14 protein-coding genes are annotated in these 16,454 nt (G+C 35.4%); 5 read left to right on the forward strand and 9 right to left on the reverse strand.

Translation table 11 applies throughout. The features are described from left to right. Window positions 1-133: 133 nt before the first annotated feature. The 5 genes from BUC23_RS08330 (at window position 134) to BUC23_RS08350 (ending at window position 5,906) form a co-directional block, all read left to right on the forward strand. The gene (locus BUC23_RS08330; RefSeq protein ID WP_073208321.1) at window positions 134-832 is read left to right on the forward strand and encodes a Crp/Fnr family transcriptional regulator; all 699 of its coding nucleotides are present in this window, start codon (window positions 134-136) and stop codon (window positions 830-832) included. 368 nt (window positions 833-1,200) lie between these two features. Next, the gene (locus BUC23_RS08335) at window positions 1,201-2,637 is read left to right on the forward strand and encodes an alginate export family protein (RefSeq protein ID WP_208609311.1); all 1,437 of its coding nucleotides are present in this window, start codon (window positions 1,201-1,203) and stop codon (window positions 2,635-2,637) included. Between the two features lie 27 nt (window positions 2,638-2,664). Continuing rightward, window positions 2,665-3,891 carry a CmpA/NrtA family ABC transporter substrate-binding protein gene (locus tag BUC23_RS08340; RefSeq protein WP_073208324.1) on the forward strand — a complete coding sequence of 409 codons (1,227 nt, stop codon included), beginning with the start codon at window positions 2,665-2,667 and terminating at the stop codon, window positions 3,889-3,891. Window positions 3,892-4,005: 114 nt separating this feature from the next. Next, window positions 4,006-4,893 carry a nitrate ABC transporter permease gene (ntrB, locus tag BUC23_RS08345; RefSeq protein ID WP_073208327.1) on the forward strand — a complete coding sequence of 296 codons (888 nt, stop codon included), beginning with the start codon at window positions 4,006-4,008 and terminating at the stop codon, window positions 4,891-4,893. Between the two features lie 206 nt (window positions 4,894-5,099). Further along, window positions 5,100-5,906 (forward strand): ABC transporter ATP-binding protein, encoded by an 807-nt coding sequence (locus BUC23_RS08350; protein ID WP_073208330.1) that lies wholly within the window; start codon window positions 5,100-5,102, stop codon window positions 5,904-5,906. 112 nt (window positions 5,907-6,018) lie between these two features. Here BUC23_RS08350 and BUC23_RS08355 read toward each other — a convergent pair whose 3' ends face one another. From BUC23_RS08355 to BUC23_RS08395, 9 genes are all read right to left on the reverse strand, one after another. After that, window positions 6,019-6,480, reverse strand: a complete 462-nt coding sequence (locus BUC23_RS08355) for a DUF4265 domain-containing protein (protein WP_073208334.1) — start codon at window positions 6,478-6,480, stop codon at window positions 6,019-6,021. A 143-nt stretch (window positions 6,481-6,623) separates the two neighbouring features. Further along, window positions 6,624-8,114, reverse strand: coding sequence for an MFS transporter (locus tag BUC23_RS08360; RefSeq protein WP_073208338.1), 1,491 nt, complete (start codon window positions 8,112-8,114; stop codon window positions 6,624-6,626). Window positions 8,115-8,268: 154 nt separating this feature from the next. After that, a complete protein-coding gene (locus BUC23_RS08365) occupies window positions 8,269-8,925 on the reverse strand; it encodes a response regulator transcription factor (protein WP_073208341.1) in 657 nt (218 codons plus the stop codon). Window positions 8,926-9,050: 125 nt separating this feature from the next. Continuing rightward, window positions 9,051-10,859, reverse strand: a complete 1,809-nt coding sequence (locus tag BUC23_RS08370) for a sensor histidine kinase (RefSeq protein ID WP_073208345.1) — start codon at window positions 10,857-10,859, stop codon at window positions 9,051-9,053. 12 nt (window positions 10,860-10,871) lie between these two features. Then, window positions 10,872-11,459 (reverse strand): DUF4202 domain-containing protein, encoded by a 588-nt coding sequence (locus BUC23_RS08375; protein WP_073208348.1) that lies wholly within the window; start codon window positions 11,457-11,459, stop codon window positions 10,872-10,874. Between the two features lie 29 nt (window positions 11,460-11,488). Continuing rightward, the gene (gene nirD / locus BUC23_RS08380; RefSeq protein WP_073208351.1) at window positions 11,489-11,866 is read right to left on the reverse strand and encodes a nitrite reductase small subunit NirD; all 378 of its coding nucleotides are present in this window, start codon (window positions 11,864-11,866) and stop codon (window positions 11,489-11,491) included. 119 nt (window positions 11,867-11,985) lie between these two features. Beyond that, entirely contained in the window at window positions 11,986-14,493 is a 2,508-nt protein-coding gene (gene nirB / locus BUC23_RS08385) for a nitrite reductase large subunit NirB (protein ID WP_073208354.1), read from the reverse strand. A gap of 273 nt (window positions 14,494-14,766) precedes the next feature. After that, a complete protein-coding gene (gene arsB / locus BUC23_RS08390; RefSeq protein WP_073208357.1) occupies window positions 14,767-15,810 on the reverse strand; it encodes an ACR3 family arsenite efflux transporter in 1,044 nt (347 codons plus the stop codon). 2 nt (window positions 15,811-15,812) lie between these two features. Continuing rightward, a complete protein-coding gene (locus BUC23_RS08395; RefSeq protein WP_208609312.1) occupies window positions 15,813-16,445 on the reverse strand; it encodes an arsenate-mycothiol transferase ArsC in 633 nt (210 codons plus the stop codon). Window positions 16,446-16,454: the final 9 nt, after the last annotated feature.

The following is a 16,454-nucleotide window of genomic DNA, read 5'->3' on the forward strand; positions in this document are numbered from 1 at the left end:
GTACCAATTTTAAATTTAAACCGAGACATTGCATTATTCAAATTAAAAAATGGTAATGAAGAATTGCGAATAGTATATTGCTTTGTCCGTTCACGGTTGTCTAGGGCCTTTTATAAACAAATAGTAGCGTAGTATGAAAGAAGAATTAGCCACTTGTACCAGCTGTGTGAATGAAAATTGCTTCATTAAAAAACATATTCATTTAGAACAAATGAAAAGCTATATTGACAGAAAACGCAGTTTTACTTGTAAAAAAGCGCAGCAATTTATTATTGAAGGCGCGCCTATTCAGGGTTTGTACTTTATCCATAAAGGAAAAGTAAAAACGGTGAAAACAGGTATTAACGGAAGGGAACAAATTGTGAGATTAACCAAAGATGGCGATACGGTTGGTTTCAGAGGTTTCGGGACCAGTAAGCGCTATCTCATTGGTGCGTATGCGCTGGAAGATACCACATTGTGTAATTTCAGTAATGAAGATATGCTGGAAATACTTCATAATGTTCCTGAATTTACATTTGATCTAATGCTGTTTTATGCAGAAGAATTGAATAAAAGCGAGAATAATATCCGTAAAATTGCGCAAATGAATGTACGTGAGAGAGTGATTGATACCTTGTTGTATATCCATAGAAAATTTGGACAAATCAATGGCGTAATAGAACTTGATTTATCCCGAAAAGAGATTGCTGATTTTGCAGGAACCAATGATGAACAAGTAATTCGGGTAATATCAAGTTTAAAAAAAGAACTGCTTATAAAAACTGTCGGTAAGAAAATAGGCTTAGTTAATCCTGACAAATTAAGATCAGAAATTAAAGAACACAAATAGATACAAGAATAAATCCCGCCTTTTTTTGTCTTCATCCTTTTCCTTTCAGCATGCCATCTCCTTCTGGAGAACGCGCAATCTTCCTTTCTTTTATTAATATATAGAATCGCTTTTTATCTTTCTAAAAGCCGATTGACTTGATTTCTACACTATAAATTTTTGTTATACGTATTTTTCACTAGATGTTTGATGATTCTAAAGCCACAGTATTGTTACTGTTCTTGCCTTTTTCTGTCAAATAGCAGAAGTAAAACCGTTTTAATCCCGTTGTTTTAAGTGTTAAAAAGCTATTTTCTCCTGTTATTTAGATGACGACTAAGTATTAATACTTATTTAAATTTGCTTCATACTAATTAAAACATAAGACTATGCAAAAGTTTAAAACCACATTGGCAGGGATTCAACGTTTAAAAATAGGAAAAATTTCAAAATCACTTTTTTTGGGAATTGCCTTAACAGCATTAAGTCAAAACGAAGCGAAAGCACAATTTACAGCAACAGGACAAATCAGAGAGAGAACCGAGCTAAGAGCGGGACAAGGAACATTGCAAAAAGAGGGTGATAAAGCTGCCTTATTCAATTCTCAAAGAGCACGATTAAACATAGGTTTTACAGGATATCGATTTAAAGTTTTTATGGCATTGCAAGATGTACGCGTTTGGGGACAAGATGCTTCTTCTATAAACAGGACTACTACCGAAGCAAATAATGGAATCCTTTTGCACGAGGCTTGGGGAGAGATTATGTTAAACGATACTATAAGCACTGTCCAAAACTTATCTTTAAAAATAGGGCGTCAGGAAATTTCTTATGACGACCAAAAAGTATTGGGAGGTCTAGATTGGTTACAACAAGGAAGACGTCATGATGCTATTGTTTTCAAATTTGCGAATGAAGGCTGGATCGCTGATGTTGGAGCAGCATTCAATCAAAACAAAGAAGGCAATACAGGAACAGTTTATAATGGTGTTCCAACCGCTTATGGTGCTGGTACAAACGGAATTGGAACCATGTATAAATCGTTTCAGTATGCGTATTTGGGTAAGAAATTTTCCTTTGGTGATATCTCATTTTTATTCTTCAAAGATGATTTTAATAAATATACAAGCGTAACTTCTGGAACTCCGGCTGTAACTACTAAAGTTTATGGAGAAGGAGTTTGGAGCCGTAATACAACTGGTTTTTACTTTAATACGAATCCAACAAGAAAAATTAATATCGCGGGAAGCCTTTATCATCAAGGTGGACATGACAAAGATGGGCGTTCTGTAAGCGCTAATCTGGCGTCGATTACATCAACATTACAAGTAGGGAGAAAATTATTTGTAGGACCTGGAATTGATTATTTATCAGGAACTGATGGGACAAAAGCGGTAACAGCTACTTCACAAAGCAATCTTTTTGACCCGCTTTATGGAACTCCACACAAATTTTGGGGAAGCATGGATTATTTCTACGCTGCAAATGGTTTTGGAAAACAAGGATTGCTAAACTACTTCTTCAAAGCTAAATATAATATGAGAGACAATCTTACTTTACAATTAGATGTTCATGGTTTTCAGTCAGCAAATACATTATCTAATGGTACTGGAGGAGAGTTAGATTCTTATCTAGGAACTGAAGTTGATATGCTTGTAAAATATAATCTGACTAAAATGATCAATATCGAAGCCGGTTATTCTATCATGAAAGCTACGAATTCTATGGCGTCAGCAGCGGTTAAGAATGTTACAAACCCGGATCTTAGCCCACAATTTGCTTATGTGATGCTTAACATTAAACCTAATTTTTTAGCTAAAAAATAATTCTCATTAATTTTAAATCAATTCAACATGAAAACTATAAAAAAACAAATAGCAAACCTTTTAACGGCATCAACGATGATTTTGTTAGTCGTAAGTGCCGCTTTTACAAAAATAAGTGGCCAAAATGATCCAGTACGATTAGGGTTTATTCCCTTAACGGATTGTTCTCCAATTGTTATGGCAAAAGAATTAGGCTTGTTTAAAAAATACGGAGTAGAGGTTGTAGTAACCAAAGAATCGTCTTGGGCAAATGTTCGTGATAAAATCCTGACTGGCGAATTAGACGGAGCACATTGTTTGTATTCCATGCCATTTTCAGTGTACACAGGAGTAGGGGGCAAAGCCGGTTCTGAAATGAAAATAGCGATGATGTTGAATGTAAACGGTCAAGCCATAACACTTTCTAATGATTTTTGTGGCAAAGTGGGCTTCAAACAAATGAATAAAGTAACACCAGTGGTTGCGGCTAAATTAAAAGCGGAGAAAGAAGTGACTTTTGCAATGACTTTCCCCGGAGGAACACACGATTTATGGCTGCGCAACTGGATGTCTATCGCCGGTTTGAATCAAAAAGCAGTAAAAATTATCACGATTCCGCCTCCTCAAATGGTTGCGAATATGAAAGTGGGTAACATGGATGGTTTTTGTGTTGGAGAGCCATGGGGTGGTGTTGCTGTAAAACAAGGAATCGGATTTACACAAGTTGCTTCTCAGGACATTTGGAAAGATCATCCTGAAAAAGCTTTGGTGGTAAACAAAGATTTCAGCACAAAAAGAAAAGCTGATTTAGTAAAAGTGATGAAAGCGGTTATGGAAGCTTGTATCTGGTTAGACAATCCGTCAAATCGTAAAAAAGCAGCTTCAATTATCGGTAGAGCACCTTATGTAAATGCTCCAGCTGATGTTATCGAAGCCAGACTAATGGGAGATTACAATTTAGGTTGCAACCAAGGAACTCAAGTATATGCCAAAGATTATATGCTGTTTCACAAAGGCGGTACTGTTAATTATCCTCGTAAATCGTATGCAATTTGGGCAATGGCACAGTTTGTACGATTCGGATATTTGAAAGAAGCACCAAATTACGCTGCAATTGCCGATAAATTAATCCTGCAGGATTTGTATGAAGAAGTTGCTAAGAGCATGAAAATAAAAATTCCTAATGACGACATGAAACCGTTTTCTCTAACCATGGATAAAACTGTTTTTGACCCATCAAATCCTGCAGCCTACTTAAAAGTTGTAAAAAGATAGAATAGAATATATGGGATCCTTAATTACTGTAGTCATGCCGTCTTATGTATGGTTACAGTAAAATACGGGGTTTAAAGAATACAAAATGCCTAATTGAACTAAAATTTTAATAAAATGTCTGATAAAAACACATTAACCGTTGATGCCTTCGACCAAGTAATTAGCGTTTCGACTGAAAGCAATAATGCAGTGGCATCTGAAAATATTAAATTCAAATTGATCCTTAATACAGTACTTGTAAAAATAAAATCATTGGCATTAGCCAGTTTAGGTTTGTTGGTTTTTGCAGGATTCTGGAGCCTACTAAGTTATTATAGTAAAGATGCGCTGCCTGGCCCAAAAGCAACATTGACTGTTTTATATGAAATGGTAAGCGACCCTTTTTATGATTATGGTCCTAATGACAAAGGAATTGGACTGCAATTATTCAGTTCCATAAAAACAGTGTTAATAGGATTTTTATTGGGTTCATTAATCGCTATTCCTATTGGTATACTGATGGGAGCAAGTTCAATATGCAAACAAATTTTTTATCCAATTGTTCAACTTTTAAAACCTGTTTCTCCGTTAGCTTGGTTTCCTATAGGTTTGGTTGTGTTCAAAGATACCGGTATGGCTACTATATTTATTGTTTTTATTACCTCATTGTGGTCTACACTTATAAATACCTCTTTTGGTGTAGCGTCGATTCCGCAAGATCATAAAAACGTAGCTAAAGCTTTTGGTTTTACCAAAATGCGTTACCTGACCAAAATTTTAATACCCTACAGTTTGCCTCATATCATTACCGGATTGCGTTTAAGCATCAGTGTTGCATGGTTAGTAATTGTTGCCGGTGAAATGTTATCTGGCGGTGCAGGAATTGGTTTTTTTGTTTGGGACAGCTGGAATGCATTAAGTCTCGAAAAAGTAATATCAGCCATCATAATCATAGGTATTGTAGGATTACTTTTTGATAAATTATTTACTTATATCGAAAATAAAGTGGCTTACAAAGCATAATAATCTAGGCGTGCCCCTCCGTAAAACTACGGGTCGTGCTGTACGTTCCCGCTTTTTTTTATCAATTGCCACGGGTTATGACCCGTGGTAATTAATAAAAAAAGAGCTCCACTGCCATCACTCACCCAAACCCATAAAACGACCAATTCACTATTAACCAACAACGATTTAATTTTTCATCATTAAATCATTTAAATAAAAAGATCATGAGCTATTTAGAAATCAAAGATTTGGAAATTTCGTTTCCAACTCCAAAAGGGAAATATATTGCAGTAAGAGATATTAATCTTTCTATCAAAAAAGGAGAAATTGTATCCATCATTGGACATTCAGGATGTGGGAAATCAACAATTATGAATGCTATTGCAGGAATGCTAACGCCAACAGGCGGAACAGTTGAATTAGACAATCAAAAAATAAAAGGGCCAGGACCAGATCGCGGAATTGTTTTTCAAAATTATTCCCTTTTACCCTGGATGACTGTAGAACAAAACATTTTTCAAGCAGTTGATTCGGTAATGAATTGTTCTAAAAAAGAGAAACAGGAAATCGTAGAGAAAAACCTTAAAATGGTTAATTTATACGAACACAAAGATAAATTACCTGGGCAATTATCCGGCGGAATGAAACAAAGGGTAGCAATCGCAAGAGCATTTTCTATAAATCCAGGCGTTTTATTATTGGATGAGCCTTTTGGAGCTTTAGATGCACTTACTAAAGGAACCATGCAATTAGAAGTTTTGAAATTATGGAATTTGAATAACAGAGACAAAACGATTGTAATGATTACGCATGATATTGAAGAAGCATTGTTCTTATCCGATAGAATTGTGGTATTGAATAACGGTCCGGCTTCAACCATCAGAGAAATAGTTGAGGTTCATTTGCCAAGACCAAGAAACAAAATCGAAATCGTAAAAATGCCCGAATATATAGAGTTAAGAGATAAGTTATTACACCTATTAACTGATAAATTCTCCATTGAAGACATGGGAATGGTGTATAAAAGTTAGTTTTATTTAATTTGTTTATGGTTAAATCCCCGTAATGATTATCATTACGGGGATTTTGATTTTAATGATGCTTATTGTGAATCAAGAATTCATTCTGTGATCTAAACATAATTTAGTACCAATGGTTTTTTGACAAATTGGGTTCTGCATACGTTATTATATTGTTTTCTTCCAGTTCCATTAGTTTCTCTCTAATTGGAGTATAATCTGCAGCAGCTAGGATTTCTATAACGAAGTAATCGTCGTTGAACTTTTCAGATTCGCAACACAAACTAGTGAAAAATTCGCGTACATCATTTACCACATAAGATTTATCTTTTAGAATAACTTGGATAGTTGAATTTCCAGAATGTATAATCGTTTCTCTATAAGTCAATTTGTTTTCTGTTTCGTCAAATTCGGCTAATACAATATCGCCACAGGAAACAGAAGCATAAAAAGGGATATTATCCAGTTTGTACAATCCTTCTTCGGCGTTAATAGTGGTTGCCCATAAATTTTCAACAGTCCGATCATTTAAAATAGCACTAAAAAACCTAAAGAGTATTTTTACACTAGTTTCTTGTTCTTTCATTATTTGTATTTTGAATGCCAAATTAAAGATTCGCTATTTTGGAATCATTTGGAATTGATTTAAAAATCAAATATACGTCTATTGAATACAAAAAAAAAAGCCTTTGAACGCATTCAAAGGCTTTCTGCATAAGTCTTTTTTTTTTATTTTCTGGAAGATTGTCTTTCCATCACTTTAGATAAATCAGGTTGTTTTTCGTTCATGATTTTGGTTACGGTATAATGCATCCAAATCAGGCATATAGCTGAAAATAGAAGAACAAATATCCATGAGCTCGACCAAACACCGGTTGCAGTCAATAAATATCCGAAGATAATTGGTCCAAAAAATCCGCCCAATCCACCTATCATTCCTACCATTCCACCTACAACCCCCACTTCTGTCGGGAAATATTCAGGAATGTGTTTGTAAACGGCAGCTTTCCCAATTCCCCAAGAAATACCAATGAGGATTACTAAAACTAAGTACACCCACATATTAGCATCGAAACGGATGTGAGTTATTCCCTTAGCAACCAATTCTTTTTTCTTCACTTCTTGATTTTGGGATACAACCACTTGCTGCCATGAAGTCCGTATGGGAAAAATGGAGCTTTCTATAGGTTTTTCTACTTTTTGAGCGATTAGGAAATCTTTCTCACCAATTTTCACATTAGTGTCAGAAATGGCAGTAACTGTTCCTTTTTTTGTTGCCATTACACCGGGACCGGTTGTAGTAATATCCATTTTTGGAACCATCAGCAAAGCACTCAATACCACCGAAGAGGATAGCACCCAATACATTACTTTTCGGGCACCGAATTTATCTGATAAGTAACCCCCAAAAGCACGAATCACGCCAGAAGGTAAGCTGAACATCGTAGCAAATAAACCACCCATAACTAAACTCGTTTGATACACGTTCATAAAGTTGGGTAATAACCATTGGGAATAGGCTACAAAGCATCCAAATACTAAGAAGTAATAGGCTCCAAATCTCCAAACGCGAGCACTTTTTAAAGAGTGAAGCATTTGAGTTACCGTTTTTGTTTGGTTTTCTATTTTTTTGTTTTTTGCAAAAATTAAAAAAACAATACCAATAATTACCAAAGCTGCACCGTAAATAACCGGTAATAATTTCCAGCCATTTTGCGGGTCTTCGACTGAAAAATGGTTCAGCAGCGATGGCGCAATAAAAGTGGTTATGGCAGCTCCTGCATTTCCCATTCCAAAAATACCTAATGCTCTACCTTGCCATTCTTTTGGGTACCATATAGAAGTAAATCCAATACCGACAGCAAAACTGGTTCCTACCATTCCAAAGAAAAAGCTTAGAAGGGCAAACATGAAAAAACTATCCGCTAAAGGAAGTAAAAACAACGGAATAGAGCAGAGTAGGAGTAGAATTGAAAAAACATATTTTCCGCCAAACTTGTCAGTCAAAATACCGATTGGCAAACGCATAATAGAACCGGTCAGAATTGGAATTCCAAGGAGCCATCCCACTTGGACAACGCTCCATTTAAAAATACCATTGTCTACTAAGAAGGTAACTAAAACCCCATTTAAAGTCCAACATGCAAAACATATAGTAAATGCAAGCGTATTTAAAAACAAAATTTTATGTGATTGCGATAATGAGTTTGAATTTTTCATAATACTTATATTTTTTGTCAAAATTAAGTATTAAAACGTATTTAAAATCTGCTAAAACACAGTTTTATGAAAATAATTAAGTATTTATACGTATTTTTATATTAATTGATACGTATTCATCGTTGCCTGAAATAAAAAGGTGTCTTTAAAAGGGCTATAACAAGGAATATTCAGTTGCTTTATTAGAAAGTTCCATAAGGTTTTTTACTTTCAATTTTTTCATCAAGTTAAAACGGTGCACTTCAGCGGTTCGTTTACTAATATCCAAAGCTTCGGCAATTTCCTTATTCCCTTTTCCGGACAATAAAAGTTTAAGGATTTCCTTTTCTCTTTTGGTTATCAGTTCTTCATCTAGTAATTGTTTTGTTTCTACCGCACCGGATGGATTGCTGAGTTGGCCAATTAATATGGATGAAATATCACCACTAAAGTATTTTCCTCCATTAGCAACGGTATGAACTGCTTTGAGGAACTCTTCTTTGCTGGAACCCTTAAGTAAGTATCCATCAGCTCCTGCTTTGATTGATTTTAATACGTATTCTTCTGACTCGTGCATTGAAAGCATAACAATTTTAACCATATTGTTTTGGCTTCGCAATTTTTCGACTACTTCAATACCGGTCATGTTAGGCATGCGAATGTCTAAAATCAGTAAGTCAGGTTTTGCTGTTTCTACTATTTTTAACGCCTCTAGACCGTCTGTAGCTTCTCCTGCAACTTCTATGTTGGCTTCGTTCTCTAATAATGATTTGATACCATCTCTTACAAATACATGATCATCTGCCAGAACCACTCGAATAGTATTACTCATAACTTACTTAATTTTGAAATATGATTATTACGTATATTAACCTAAATATTAAGCTAAGATACGTATTCTGATGAAATTATTTTATTTGGAGTGAAAAAAGAGTGAATTTTGTAAAATTAGCAGGATTATATAGGAATATTGAAAGTGATTCGGGTTCCTTCACCTAGAATAGAGTTAATAAAAACCCGACCATTAATATATTGAATCCTTTCTTTCATAAAAAGCAATCCCATGCCGGACTCGCTGTTTCGCTTTTTTTCTGCCTCATTAATGTCAAAACCTTTCCCGTTATCATCGATTGTGATACTTAATATAGAATCGCTATGAGACAATTGTACGATAATATGAGTAGAATCAGCATATTTAATGGCGTTGTTAATTGCTTCTTGCGTGAGCCTGTAAATGTTGATTTCTATTAGGGAATCCAGTCGCTGATCAAAATTTGTTTTATTATAAAAAAGGATGTTTTTGCCCGTTAATTTTGATAATTCCTGTGCGAGTTTTGCCAGTGCAGAATTGATACCATGATCGCTCAATTCCGGCGGCATCAAGTTGAAAGTGGCCGTTCGGACTCCTTTTATAATATCCAGCGATAATTTTTTCAGGTAGTCGATTTTCTGGGCCGATTTTTCTTTATCATCCAGATTGATACTTTCCAGACTAAATTTTAATCCAGTAAGCATTTGGCCTATGCCGTCATGGATTTCTCTGGCAATTCGGTTTTGTTCATTTTCTTGATTTTCAACAATTTTACTAGAAATGATTTTCTGCTGATTGATTTTATCGGTTACATTTTCTGTGTTCAGTCGTTCGACTTCCTGTTCCGCTTTCTTGCGTTCGGTGATGTCAAAGCATATAATAAGCAATTCAGATTCATCTTTTTTTATGGTCACCGGAACCATTGATAGATCCAGCCAAAGTGATTCTCCTTTTCTATTGGTAATATTGAGTTCTCCTTGCCAGCCACTGCGTTGCTTTTCGGCAATAATACGGTCAATTACCACTTGCTCTTTTTCTATTGGAGTCAAAACCTGTGAGAATGTTTTGTCAGAAATAAATGGATTGTATTGTAGTAGTTTAGAGAATTTTTCGCCAATATGAATCACCGTTCCATCAGGCGCAACACGACAATAAAGCAATGTATTCTCCATGGCATAATTAAGTGATTTTAGTTCTTTAACAGAATTTTCTTTTACTTCACTAATTATCTCCGTATTGTAAGCGAGCTTTAATGCTTTTTTTTCGGAGAGTAGTAGTTTTGCGATCAGTTTTTCTACTTTCTGGTTTGTAGGTTTAAAAATGAACATGAACTCGAGTAGTAAAATTAATAATGTAAAAGCTAAAATTGCATATTCAGTTTTACTTTGCTGGGTTACTTTTTCCAGCGCCTCTTTGTCGTATTCATTAACAATTTGGTTCATTTTAGACAGGAAAACCACTTGATTTTCAAGTATGGATTGAACTAATTTTTGATTTTCAGACTCCTTTATGTTACGTTTTTTATTTTCTAAAAAAAGGGTAGTGGCATTAACAATACTGTCAAAATTAGGTTTAATTATCCTAAATAATTCGGAAAGGGTTGCGCTTTTTTTCCTAGGAAAACCAAGGCTGTCATTTCCTTTTTCTAAATTATAATGCGTCGTTTTCCAAAGTGAAAGCGTTTCCCTGATCGTACTGATTTCTTCCTTTTTTTTGGTCGTATCCGCAACAAAATTCAGTATCAAAACTTCTTTTCCTAACTTCTGGCTCAGCATTCTTTGCTTCCCTGAAATATTTATGATTCGGGAGTCGCTCAATTGACTGTTGAGATTGTATTGTATCAATAATTGACTTAACAATACCGTAATGGCAATGGTCAATAAGGCGAAAAGATACAATGACCTTAAGCTTTTAAATGAAATAGTATCGATAGATCCTTTGACGCTTTTTTTCATATTGAAAACTAATTACAATCCGAGAGCCTCTTTTATCAATGCAAGATTTTCAGGACTGAAGTTTATTTTTAGTGCCTCCTGATGTCCTTTTTCAGACATTTTATTCCAGGTTTTGAGAATGATGTTTTTCATTTTCTCCCTGTCATGTTTGTGGACAAAAGGGTCTAAATAAAATTCCAGAAATACTAGGCATATAACGTCTTCTAATAGCTGTGTTTCTTCGTCTTTTTTAAGTAATTTTTTTTCGATTAGAAAGGAGACCCGATCAATAAAAGCGTCATCGTACTCTGCTTTTTCTAAAATTGTTGCTGTAGTTTTAGCATGAAATTTTTTCAAATCCTCTCGCCATCTTAAATAACCCACACGATCCATTGGGTAGGATTCTCTAGCAATTTTCCAGCGACAAATGTGTTGTGCCTTAGAGGCTATTTGAACTGCTTCGGATGCATGTGGATGAAAATTCATAAGTCTTTCATACATTCGATTCGAATATAATAATTCTTTTGGATAGCTTTTTTCTTGATATATTTCGTGGTTTGGATCTTGAGCGTTTTCTGCATCAATCCATTTACTAGCGTTCTGGAATGGCGTTGTGGTCATTTAAAATGTTTGAAATCAAAGATACATAATTAATCCAAAAAGCCAACGAAAACCTCGTCATCTACAATTTTTACGGGATAGGTTGCTATTTTTAAATCATCCCCATTCAGATTAGAACCATCTACAAGAGAAAATGTTTTTTTGTGCATAGGGCAAGCTATTTTAGGAATATCCTCAGCAGAACCAATCATTCCTCTTGAAAGTACCATTTCCATTTTATGCGGACATAAGTTTTGACAGGCATACCATTCGTTTCTTCGGTCAAATTTTATAATGGCTATTTGCTTGTTTTTGTATTTGATGCAACCACCACCATTACTAGGAAAGTCTGAGGTGTTTCCTGCCTTGAACCATATTTTTACCTCATTTTGAGAAACGTTTTCGTATTGATTTAGAATGTTTTCCATTTTAAAAATCTTTTAATTTTTTCCTCCTCCAGCCCCTCTTCAAAATAGAGGGAGCCGAGAGCTGAAAGTTAATTAGTTGTATATAATGTAGTAGTTGTTTTTTCTTTAAATACGTCGAATTACCAAGACTTAGGCATTTTTTGATCTCTAAGTGGAATAAATGCAATGTTATCGTCAGTTTCTTCCGAATTCGTAAAATGGCTAAAACGTTTCATCATTTCAGGATCTTCAATAGCTTGTTTCCATTCACATTCAAAAGTATCTACCAACCCTTGCATTTCATTTTCTAAGGCAGCAGCAATTCCTAAACTGTCATCAATAACCACTTCCTTCAAATATTCTAAACCGCCTTCCAGTTTCTCGAACCAAGTTGAGGTACGTACTAATGGACCTGCAGTTCGAATATAATACATCAAAAAACGGTCTAAATACTTGATGCATGTTTCTCTGTCGATTTGTTCAGCAAGCAAGACAGCGTGTTTTGGATTTGCACCGCCATTACCGCAGATGTAAAGATTCCAACCGCCTTCTACGGCAATTAAACCAAAATCTTTTCCTCTTGCTTCGGCACATTCGCGGATACAGGCAGAAACGCCTCCTTTTATTTTATGCGGGGAACGAAGTCCTTTGTATCTATTTTCTAATTCGATGGCAAAACCGGCGCTTTCATCCATTCCGTAACGACACCAAGCATTTCCAACACAACTTTTTACGGTACGCAGTGATTTTCCATAAGCATGACCACTTTCGAAACCATTGTCAATTAGTTTTTTCCAAATGACAGGTAAGTCATTTAGATGTGCTCCAAATAAGTCAATACGTTGTCCTCCAGTAATTTTGGTATATAAATCATATTCTTTGGCTACTTCCCCAATAACGATTAATTTATCAGCTGTAATTTCGCCACCCGCAATTCTTGGTACAACAGAGTAGGTACCATTGCGTTGAATATTTGCCAGGAATCTGTCATTAGAATCCTGAGCCGTTACATGCTTATTGGCTGTGTCATTGTAAATACTAGAAAATATAGAAGAGAGAACTGGTTTACAAACCTCGCAACCATCTCCTTTTCCTACTACTCCTAATACTTCATTATGACTGGTAAATTTGTTGATTTTTATAATGTCGTATAATTCTTGTCGGTTGTAAGCAAAGTGCTCGCAAATGACATCTTTTACTTCTTTTCCTAAAGATTTTTGAGTTGCTTTTACCAAATCTACTACCATAGGTTTACATCCTCCGCAGCCTGTTGTTGCTTTTGTATGCTTTACCACTTCTCCAAGAGTAGCGCAAGTTTCATCGATGATTGAACAGCAAATAGCTCCTTTAGTAACATTTTCACAAGAACAAATTACCGCAGTATCCGGTAAGTCCATGGCACTGCCAAATGACGCTGTTTCACCGCCTCTTGAACCAAGAATTAAATCTTCCGGGTTTTTTGGTAATGGCATGGCATTGCTATAAATTTGGAACAATGCATTATAATCGCTTGAATCACCTACTAAAATTCCGCCTAATAGGGTTGTGGAATCTTTGGTAACATTGATTCTTTTATAAATTCCACTTAATTTATTTTCGTAAACAATGGCGGTTGCCTCCTCATTTTCTATAAAAGGATCACCAAAACTCGCAACTTCAACACCAATTAATTTTAATTGTGTAGACATATCGATGGTTTCCCTCATCGTTTTTGCCCCTTGCAGGATTTGTTCAGCGGCTACATCGGCCATCTCATATCCAGGAGAGACTAGACCATAAATCATATGATTGTAAAGTGCTACTTCTCCTATAGCATAGATATAAGGGTCAGAAGATTGCATTTTGTTATTTACCACAATTCCTCCTCGCACGCCTACTTCCAACCCGGAAACCCTGCCTAATTCGTCTCGTGGTTTTATCCCCGCCGAAATTACCAGCATATCCACTTTCAGGAGGTTTTCTCCCTCAAACATCATTCCTGTGATGGCATCTTCACCTGCAATGTATTGTGTTGATTTATTAAGATGAATGCTAATGTTGAGTTCTTCGATTTTTGACTGTAACATATCACTGGCACCTTTGTCCAGTTGTCTCGGCATCAATCGAGGAGCAAATTCCACAACATGCGGATTTAGTCCTAAATCATAAACAGCTTTAGCGGCTTCAAGTCCTAACAATCCGCCACCAAGTACAGCAGCTTCAGTGGCTCCTTTTTGTTTTATTTTTTTGGCGTATGCCATAATTGCATCCAAATCCTCTATGGTTCTGTAAACAAAAACTCCTTCTTTATCAACACCTTCAATAGGCGGCACAAAAGCAGCTGAACCTGTAGCTAAAACTAAGTAGTCGTAGGTATGTGTTTTTTCTAAATGAGTATGTATCGTTTTTTGTTCTCTGTTAATATCAGTGATTAATTCAGAGGTGTTTAGCGTAATGTTATTTTCTTCATACCAATTTGAGGTTGATAGTGATAAGTCGTCAGCGCTTTTCCCTGCAAAGTATTCGCTCAAGTGAACTCTATCGTATGCGCGTCTTGGCTCTTCGCCAAATACGGTGAGTTGATATTCTTCCTGTCGAGATTTTGCAATGAATTTTTCACAAAATTTGTAACCTACCATGCCGTTTCCGACTACTATTACTTTAATCATGACTCGTTAATTAAGTATTATTATGCAAATATAAGTATTAATACGTAATTAAAATACTTAATTATATGATTTTGAAATTTATTAGCAATTCTTCAAAAAAGGGAGTTTTAAATAGGGTATTTATAATTAAAGTATTGTTTTGGTGCATAAAAGTATTTTGTAATTGGGGGTTAAAGTGATATTTTGACAAAAAAAAGCTCCCAAAATAGTGTTTGGGAGCTTTGTGTTAATTTAGAATTATGTACGTATTATTTTAAAATTTTCCTTTAGAAATTACTTAGATTGGTAGTATTTTTTTCGCAACCAAAAGGCAACATTTACTAAAATGATTAAAGCCGGGACTTCCACTAATGGACCTATAACTCCGGCAAATGCTTGTCCGCTATTGATACCAAAAACTCCAATGGAAACTGCAATTGCCAATTCGAAATTATTACCGGATGCTGTGAATGAAAGTGCAACCGCATCTCTATAATTAGCCCCTACTTTTTTGGAAACAAAAAACATCAGGAAAAACATAATGGTAAAGAAAATGACTAGAGGAATGGCAATTCTAATTACATCCAGTGGCAAATCAACAATCATTTCGCCTTTTAAACTAAACATGATTACTATTGTAAAAAGCAATGCAATCAAGGTTATTGGAGATACAAATGGAATGAACTTTTGATTAAACCATTTGTCGCCAATGAATTTCTTAATGGTATAACGGCTAATCACCGCTAATGTGAATGGAATTCCTAAATAAATACCAACGGTTGTAGCAATTTGTGCCACGGTAATATTTAGTTCCAACCCTTTTATTCCGAATAATGGCAACATGATTTCCAGATAAAAATAGGCATATAAACCAAAGAAAAACACTTGAAGCAAACTATTAATTCCGATTAAACCGGCCGTTAATTCCCTATTTCCTTCGGCTAGTTCATTCCATACAATTACCATTGCAATGCAAGGGGCAATACCAATTATAATTAAACCGGTCATGTATTCCGGATAATCTTTCAAAAAGAAAGTGGCCAATAAAAACATTAAAAACGGACCAACAAGCCAGGTGATTAAAAAAGAAGCAGTCAGTAATTTTGGCTTCTCAAACATTTGAGGAATTTTCGAAAAATCAATTTTTGTCAAAGGGGGATACATCATTAGTATTAGACCGATTGCCAGGGGAATGTTTGTCGTTCCACTTGAAAACGAATTGATGAAACCACTGCTCGAAGGTATAAAGTATCCTATGGAAACACCAATTGCCATTGCCAGAAATATCCAAAGTGTCAAGTAACTGTCAAGAAAATTTAATCTTTTTTTAGCTGCCATTATTATGATTTTATTTTAGAGAAAACATAGAACATTTCGGTTGCAATTTGTAAACTGCGTTCCTGATATTTTTCTGCTTGTTGGGGTGTATTGTCAAATGCTTTTGGATCTTCAAATGTGATTGGAATACGCATTTCAGCACCTGCGATAAACGGGCAACCTCCATCTGCTTGCGAACAAGTCAATATCGCTGCAAATTCACTTTGGGGATTAAAATCATCATCATAGGTTTTGGAAAAACAAATAATAGGATGCTCGTTTGGCGCATATTTTATGGCATAAATTGGATTACTCCCCTCAGCAATGATTTTAATTTTAAATCCTGATTGTTCCAATGTTTTGGCCGCCATAGGAAATAAAGCAGTGGCTTCAGTTCCCCCAGAATAGCAGAATACATTTTTGATATTGAAATGTGCCGCTGCTGTTTGCGCCCAAACTTGAGATAGATGGCTTCTTCTCGAATTGTGGGTGCAAATCAAGTTAAGTCTGATTTCTTGTTGCTTGTTAACTTTGTTTTGAATAAAATCAATAAGTGGTTGCAAAATAATTTTGCGCTCAGCTAGTACACTTTCAAGATCCAAAGAACGGATTATTGTTTCTATTTCTGCAAATAGGATGGTTTTGGTTAAAGTCATTTTATAATT

The sequence above is a fragment of the Flavobacterium xinjiangense genome, from assembly GCF_900142885.1.
Classification (GTDB): domain Bacteria; phylum Bacteroidota; class Bacteroidia; order Flavobacteriales; family Flavobacteriaceae; genus Flavobacterium; species Flavobacterium xinjiangense.